This is a genomic window from Metabacillus rhizolycopersici (assembly GCF_020075705.1).
In genome coordinates this window covers 1-7,800 of the sequence record NZ_JAIQUM010000134.1, presented here as the reverse complement: position 1 = coordinate 7,800, position 7,800 = coordinate 1, and the positions used below count along the sequence as shown (strand labels likewise).

At 33.7% G+C, this 7,800-nt stretch carries 5 protein-coding genes and 3 pseudogenes; 6 read left to right on the top strand and 2 right to left on the bottom strand.

Annotated elements, in window-relative coordinates; translation table 11 throughout:
- Positions 1–391 (bottom strand): annotated as a pseudogene (locus tag K9V48_RS26465) (DUF456 domain-containing protein); the annotation flags it as partial.
- Between the two features lie 273 nt (positions 392–664).
- On the opposite strand from K9V48_RS26465, the gene K9V48_RS26460 reads away from it, so the two are divergent.
- A complete protein-coding gene (locus K9V48_RS26460) occupies positions 665–1,660 on the top strand; it encodes a L,D-transpeptidase family protein (protein ID WP_224142070.1) in 996 nt (331 codons plus the stop codon).
- Positions 1,661–2,436: 776 nt separating this feature from the next.
- On the opposite strand, the pseudogene K9V48_RS26450 reads toward K9V48_RS26460, so the two are convergent.
- Positions 2,437–2,682 (bottom strand): annotated as a pseudogene (locus tag K9V48_RS26450) (cytosine permease); the annotation flags it as partial.
- Between the two features lie 6 nt (positions 2,683–2,688).
- Here K9V48_RS26450 and K9V48_RS26445 point away from each other — a divergent pair.
- From K9V48_RS26445 to K9V48_RS26430, 5 genes and pseudogenes are all read left to right on the top strand, one after another.
- Positions 2,689–3,221: pseudogene (locus K9V48_RS26445) on the top strand (IS6 family transposase); the annotation flags it as partial.
- A 155-nt stretch (positions 3,222–3,376) separates the two neighbouring features.
- Positions 3,377–4,459 carry a PQQ-dependent sugar dehydrogenase gene (locus K9V48_RS26440; protein ID WP_438803927.1) on the top strand — a complete coding sequence of 361 codons (1,083 nt, stop codon included), beginning with the start codon at positions 3,377–3,379 and terminating at the stop codon, positions 4,457–4,459.
- A 529-nt stretch (positions 4,460–4,988) separates the two neighbouring features.
- Positions 4,989–5,111, top strand: a complete 123-nt coding sequence (locus tag K9V48_RS29225) for a hypothetical protein (RefSeq protein ID WP_263432961.1) — start codon at positions 4,989–4,991, stop codon at positions 5,109–5,111.
- A gap of 520 nt (positions 5,112–5,631) precedes the next feature.
- Positions 5,632–5,877, top strand: coding sequence for a hypothetical protein (locus tag K9V48_RS26435; protein ID WP_224142068.1), 246 nt, complete (start codon positions 5,632–5,634; stop codon positions 5,875–5,877).
- A 597-nt stretch (positions 5,878–6,474) separates the two neighbouring features.
- Entirely contained in the window at positions 6,475–7,431 is a 957-nt protein-coding gene (locus K9V48_RS26430) for a sugar ABC transporter substrate-binding protein (RefSeq protein WP_224142067.1), read from the top strand.
- Positions 7,432–7,800: the final 369 nt, after the last annotated feature.

Sequence of the window (7,800 nt, the reverse complement as noted above, 5' to 3'; positions counted from 1 at the left end):
AAAATCACGGAAATAATAAATATACCAATCATTAGTAATTGAATTAATACTTTCGCTATACTTCCACCTAAAAAACCAACAACAGTAGCTGAACCTACCTTTATTGCTTTTAGCCAATTCTTTTGAACGATGTATTCTGTAACAAGTACCGCTAAAAAAGGTACAAGTATTATCCCGAAAGGAGGGATGATAAAGAACCAATTATCGTTGCAATAGTAGCGATCCTCTCCGAAGTTTTAGAACCTCCGTATTTTTTTACGAAGTAACTGTTTGCAATGATATCCGCTGCGATTAAAACGACAGTTATTACTAGCATTCCAAGCCAGAACCATATGGATAGTTCGTTTGAGTTAATTATTTTGCGGAGATCCTTGTAATTTAAAAAAGTCATTGATGATGCAAGAATTTAGCTCATCAAAAAAATAGATCTTATAATATGGATCTATTTTTTGTACAAATCCTTCTGCTCTTGAATTGAAATAACTTTCAAGTTGTAATTTCAAGCATTGAAATCCCACAGAACTTTATCATTTTTGAAAGATTTAGAAGGATTTAACCTCCTTTGTATTGAAAAATATCATATAGACAAATTTTCGGAATATTTTGAAAATATTTCGAAATATATTGAGTCTTATAGATTGTATGAAATAAAGGGGGAGAGTTGATGAGAAAATGGTTTTTTCTTTTTGTTATGGTAATTCTGATGTTTTTTTGTGTAGAGATATCTTCCGTTTCTGCAGCAGGAAGCAAGTTTATTATCATTAATAAATCAAACAATCAGCTTGCTTATTATGAAAACAATCAACTGAAAAAAGTGTTTTTGGTAGGGACAGGGAGAAGTCAATCTCTAACACCAGAAGGCACATTTAAAATTGTGAACAAGATCAAGAATCGACCTTATTATACAGGTAATATTCCAGGTGGCGACCCACGCAATCCTCTTGGTGACCGATGGCTTGGAATAAATGCTATGGGAACATGGGGGACAACCTATGCGATTCACGGTAACAACAACCCTGACTCAATAGGCGGTTATGTTAGTAGCGGTTGTGTGCGAATGTATGACAGTGAGGTAGAATGGCTGTTTAATCAAGTTCCTGTCAATACACCTGTTATTATCACTACTTCAGGGAAATCATTTGATTCAATCGCGGCTTCAAACGGATATAAAGTAACAGCTAGCCCCGTTTCTACTGCGGTAAATGGATCGGTTCTTAAAAAAGGAAGTAGAGGTCCTGCTGTTAAGGAGATTCAGCAAAAGCTTACTTCTTTGGGTTTTAGCACAAAGGGAATTGATGGAGTATTTGGTTCAAATACAGAAAATGCAGTTCGCCAATTTCAGAAGTCTCGAGGTCTGAAAGCAGATGGCATCGTTGGTACAGAAACGAGAAATGCACTTGGAAAAACGACAACAACTAATCCAACATCGCCTTCGACATCGTCATCCCTAAACAAAAGCGGTACCCTTAAAAAAGGAAGTAAAGGTCCTGCTGTAACAGAGCTTCAACGTCTCCTTACTGAAAAAGGATATAATACAAAAGGTGTTGACGGAGTATTTGGTTCAAACACGGATCAGGCAGTCCGTCAATTCCAAAAGGCACGTGGTCTAGCCGTAGATGGTATTGTTGGTAACGCAACGAAAAAAGCACTTGGAAGTTAATTATAACTATATTCCTTTCTCAGCTTTGGACGTAATAAACGATTCACTAGGTAGTATCCCCTAATAAAGCCAAGCAAGCGACTCGATTGCTAGTGAATTCACTCCTTTTATCATAGTTGGATTAATAAAAGCTACCCTTGCCTCCTGGATTGGAATTATTGTGAGAAGAAGATTAACTGTTGCTAACCTATTATTTACTGTTCATTCAGATATAAAAGAATCTTTGTAAAATGTACATGATACTAATCTACTACTTTATATACCAGAGTATTAATTGAAAGAAAGATTTACTAAATTCCATTTTTAAAAGGGGGAAAAGTGTAGGAGAGAAAAACTTGTTTTAGCTGATTTTGTTGATAGAGAGCGATTTGAATTAAATTCTTACCTACCTTTATTTAATCAGTTTTATGCTAATGTAAGGGATACGGTGAAAGATAAACTAGTAAAACAATGGATTAACTATACTAAAGGGATAAAAAATTAATGAGTAAGGAAATAATTTAAGTGACCTTGTTATTCTGATTAGGATGAACAAGGTCGCTTATTGTTATGAACCTTTGTTTATCGGAAGCCCTATAATTAAATGCTGTAAGGGTGAGTCACTGCTACTATTAGTGTCTCACCTTTTTATTTAATCTTATTATTTTGTGTTGCAGAAACAATAGTGTTTTTTTGCAGTACTCTTTAATAAGTTATCTTTTACAATAATTATCCTTTAAATTATCTAGAAAGCTCTTCCGTGTTTCCTTGAGGTTTTTCTACCTGTTTTTCTATATTTAACTTTTTTTCATTGAGAAGTAATATAAAACAGCAGGGACAACTAACCCAACAATCCAAGCGATATCTGCTCCTTCAAACGCATTGGCTATTGGTCCTACGTAGAATGATGTGTTTATAAAAGGAATTTCTGCCAAGATCGATACAAGAAATGCCATACAAGCAATCCAATTTACTTTTCCATATTGACCGTTTAGATCAAAGATGTCTTTTACATTATAACGACCATGGCGTAGCAAACAATATGGACAGAATTAGATGAGAGAGTACGACGTCATCTTAAGGCAACAAATGACTCCTGGAGAGTCGATGAAACATATATTAAAGTAAAAGGTCAATGGATGTATCTATATCGTGCAGTCGATTCCGAAGGAAATACGATTGACTTTTACCTCAGTAAAACAAGAGACAAAAAGGCTGCAAAGTGCTTCTTCAAGAAAGCTTTGCGGTCTTTTCATGTTTCAAAGCCCCGTGTCATAACAGTGGATAAAAATCCGGCTTACCCTATAGCAGTTGAAGAATTGAAAAAAGAAAAAAACATGCCATCAGGCATACAACTCAGACAAAAGAAGTATCTAAATAATATCGTAGAACAGGATCATCGTTTTATCAAGAAGCGTGTTCGTTCTATGTTAGGGTTGAAATCTTTTCGGACAGCTACTTACATACTGAGTGGTATAGAAGCGATGCATATGATTAAAAAAAGAAGCAGGTTCATCAAGGGGTAAAGTCTGCCCAAGATGAAGTGGAATTCATGCATAGACTATTCAGGATAACCACCTAAGGGGTTATCTGAAAGTGAACCTACAACTTTTTTCAATTTGTCTTGGTATTTGCACCAGAACCCTTTAAAGGCTAAGAAAGGTTCGTTAATTTAGAAAATTTGTTATTTTATTCTATGAAAAATGGTTAAACTATTTTATTAAAAACAAAATTGAGGTGATAGCATTGAAAAAATTCATTTTCATACTAATCTTTATTCTCTTTATTTCTGCTTGTTCATCTGAAGATAATTATCAATCCGAAAAAAATGAAAGGGAGGAAATTGAAGTATTTTCAAGACAAACTGAGGTAATCGCAACAGATTTAAATATTCCTTGGAATATTAACAAACATGACAATACCTTTTATTTGAGTCAACGGGCAGGTAATATTATTAAAGTTGATGGTGTTAGCGGTTCAAAAACAGTTCAAAATGTAGAAGTTACAAAGGAAGTCCTACATGAAGGTGAAGGAGGATTTTTAGGATTCATTCTTGCACTCAATTTTGACATTTCCCAAGAAGCGTTTGCCTACCATACATATAAACAAGATGGAGAAGTTTATAACCGAATTATCGTCCTTAAGCTTAATCAAAATACGTGGAAGGAAGAAACCATTTTACTAGAGGGAATTCCAGGTGGAAGAATTCATAACGGTGGTCGAATCAAAATTGGTCCAGATGGGAAATTGTATGCTACCGCTGGTGATGCTGGGAACTCAGAAAATGCTCAAAATGTAGAAGCTTTAGCAGGGAAAATTTTACGTATGGAATTGGATGGTAATGTTCCGAAAGATAATCCATTTAAAAATTCATATGTTTATTCCTATGGGCATCGAAATCCACAAGGACTAGACTGGGATGATGACGGAAAACTATATAGCTCTGAACATGGTCAAACGGCTCATGATGAAATTAATCTAATTGAACCCGGAAAAAATTACGGATGGCCGATAATTGAAGGTGATCAGCAAGCTCCTAATATGGTCTCTCCATTATATCAAACAGGAGATGACACGTGGGCTCCATCAGGAATAGTAATTAAAAGAAAAAAAATCTATGTGGCCAATTTACGAGGTGAAAACATTCGAGTGTTTAATCTGACTGACCGTACCGTGGATACTTTATTTGAAAATGCGGGGAGAATGCGGGATGTGCTGATTGAAAATGATACATTATTTATGATTACGAACAATCGAGATGGGCGAGGAAATCCCCGAGAAGGTGATGATAAATTATTCAAAATTTCATTACTCGAGTAGGTGAGTGTTAACTTTTCCATTTTATTTTAGATTAAACTACTTTTTTGTTATCACCAATAACTGACTAAGTTATTGGTAACATCCTGAGCATTATATTATAGTTTCTCCCTTCTTCCACGATCGGGCGATTTAGTGGAAGAAAAGATTGTATAAAACCCCACTTTTTTATGCAGCTGCCAGGCATCTTCAGAAGCCAAAAACGTTGATTTCTCAACCATATATAAAATCATGCATAATCAATAAAAAACGACTAAGAGCCAAACCCTTGGTAATATTGGGTTTGGCTTTTTGGTTTACTTCTTAAAATTGCTATTATGTTAACTAGATTTGTATAGAGTATTCATAAATATTTGCACTTAATGAGAGAAAGTTAAAACATATAAATAAATTAAGAAAAACGACGAAATCACGAGAAAAAGATATATAGTGTTCCCTTACATTGTCGTTGTTTTCGTTTTCATCAGCTTTGTAAAAAAAGTATCCGATATTCGATAATAAAGGTATAACGTATTGGAAGGAGACACCTTAAATGAAAAAAATTGTAAATTCATTAGTTAAAGCAGCAGAATTATACGCAAAATCAGCAGAATTATACGCTAAAGCTCAACCAGAATACACTTATTTTATAAAGAAAATAAAAGAACAAAAATAAGGATGTTTATAATGAATTTATCTTGTCAATTTAATCAAAGTGATCCAGTAACCGATTCTCAAGTGTGAAAAGAAAATCGGTTCTTTTTATTTCTTTTAAAGGCAACAATTAAGATCAATGAGATTAAAGATTAGGTATTATTACCTTAGAAAACGTGATTTTAACCCCTTAATATATAAGGTTTGAACGATATCCCATTAGTCTTAATCAAACCCTATCTATCTTTATTGGTGCCATAATACTTCCAGTTAATACGTTTCCATGCTCACCTATTACAATCGTTACTACAATACAAACAAAAATACTTCCTAAAGTTGCTATTTAGTAGTTATATTTAACGAATTTCTATTCGGTGCGTTAGTCAAGAAGCATATAAAAAAGGATCTTAAGTTGAAGATCCTTTTTTTACCGCCTATAAGTCGCATTATGTTAACTAAAACGAATTATGTTTTTAATTGCCAAAAAAATTCTTTCAATGTATGCTAGTTTTTTACATTGTCGAATTAGGAGGTGCGCCTTTATGGGGAAAGAAGAAGGTTCCATTTACGATAAACTACCGTTAGAATTATTGGTTAGATTTTATTATGAAATAAATAGGAACATTCAAAAAGGAATCTTGACTGATGCTATGTATCATGAAATTAGATTGATTGAACAAACAGTATTAAGAAGAGGTATCTCACTTGAAAAATTATATGATAAGGGTTCGCGTATAATTGAAGCTAAGAAACTACTAATAGGAAATAACCATGCAAACACTAAATAGCAGAATAAGGAAGTCCATTGATCACAAACAATAGGTTGTTAGGTATAGCAAGAAATAGGGCACGCCTCACGACTTATCACTTTAACGCTACAAGGCAAAATAGTATATACAGTAGAATGAACAGACCACCCTATAATAAGAGTGCTCTTTTTATGTCGAAACTTGTTTTCTAGTAATATTTGAAAATGTAAGCGTTTTCCGTTATAATAATAATGGGTTGGATGGCACGTGTGGCTGTCATAGTATCTGGCGTAGGTGGGGCCGATATCGGAAGAGGACTTAGATAAAATATCCTTTTTTAGTTGAATAAAATCATACATAAACAATAAAAACAATAAACCCTTTGGTGCCAAGGGGTTTATTTTGGTGTAGCTTCCTCTAAAAATCTTTATGTTAACTAGATTTGTATATGATACACAATAAAGTATTTTGTTAACCACTGAAAAAATAAGATTTACATATAAAAAAGATATTCCTATAATTGTTTAAAGAGAGAAGATTTAAAAGGGGGAGTATCTGCTTGTTAGAGAAATTAGAAAATGGATCTGTCATGTTATAGAGTGAGTAGTATAGAATTACGAAATAATGGGGTATCTAATGTTTAAAAATAAGTTATTTTTTTTTCTACTAATTATATTCATATTGTCTTTGTTCTTAATAGTATATATATCTAAAACATTATCAGCTGAAAAACCAAATGTAACTGTTGTTTTAAAAGATCTAAATGTAGAGTATTGGATGATTATGGAAGCGGGGGTAAAAAAAGGATTTCATGATTTTGGTATAAATGGTAAAGTTATTACACCTCCTGATGGAGCATCTGTTGAGGAGCAAGATCGTTTTTTAGAACGAGTTCTTATGGAAAGTCCTGATAGCTTAATTATAGCTCCTATTTATACGGATTATATTAGTTCTGCGTTAGAAGACTTTGTCGAACAGGATATTCCTGTTATCTTACTTGATACTGATGTTGCTTGGGAGGATAAAACCTCTTATGTTGGTACTGATAATGTTAAGTTAGGAAGAAGAGCTGGAGCGTTACTAAGTTCGCAACTGCAGCCTGGAAATGAAGTTGCCATACTAGGAGTAAATACAAAAAATCCAGTATCTTCTAACCGGATAAAAGGTGCTAAAATAAGTTTACAGTCTGTAGGAATTGAAATTGTTGCAGAAGGAATTGATGTTTCCTCAGATCCTTTGCAAGTGGAAGAAGATTTAAAAACGATTTTAGACGAACACCCTAACCTTAAAGGAATAATCGCCACGAATGACGAACTAGCATTAACTGTTTTTCACACTATTGAAGAACTGGGATATAAAATGCCAGTCATTGGAGCGGATGGTAGTAATGAAATGATTAAATTGATAGAAGAGGGAAAGCTGCCTGGAACAGTTGCACAAAATTCTTATGATATGGGATATTTAAGTGTCGAAGCTGCTATGAAAGTATTAAATGGTGAGAATATTTCAAGGAATATCGATAGTGGAATCGATATCATTATTAAAGAGAATGCAGAGCAACGTTTCAAATTTCAGGAGAGAGTCCAAAGATAATTAATAAACAGGTGGGGTAATTTTAGAAAAAACTAAGAGGATCTTCCAGTCGAAGATCCTTTTTCATTGCCGATAAGCGTGATTATGTTAACTAGTTTTGTATATAGTATTCATCTAATACTTTGGGATCTTATTGGGGTAGAATCACATGCCCATATAGCACCTTTTTTATATCGGAAGTTGACTTCCTATTACGGTAAAGGAAATAAAAATAGTAGAAAATAGCATTTTCAAACCAAAAGTGGACTTCTGTCAAGAAAGTGGACATTAAAATTTGATATTTTTTTCGTAGTACAACTACCGCACTGCGTTTGCTAGGGCATTAGAAAGGATCAATCAAAAAACAAACTGATCCTTTCTAATGCCAAA

What these genes read in the sequence shown, in the direction of transcription:
- K9V48_RS26460 (WP_224142070.1), top strand. Translation starts at nt 665, where the DNA reads ATGAGAAAATGGTTTTTTCTTTTTGTTATGGTAATTCTGATGTTTTTT.
- K9V48_RS26430 (WP_224142067.1), top strand. Translation starts at nt 6,475, where the DNA reads ATGTTTAAAAATAAGTTATTTTTTTTTCTACTAATTATATTCATATTG.
- K9V48_RS26435 (WP_224142068.1), top strand. Translation starts at nt 5,632, where the DNA reads ATGGGGAAAGAAGAAGGTTCCATTTACGATAAACTACCGTTAGAATTA.
- K9V48_RS29225 (WP_263432961.1), top strand. Translation starts at nt 4,989, where the DNA reads ATGAAAAAAATTGTAAATTCATTAGTTAAAGCAGCAGAATTATACGCA.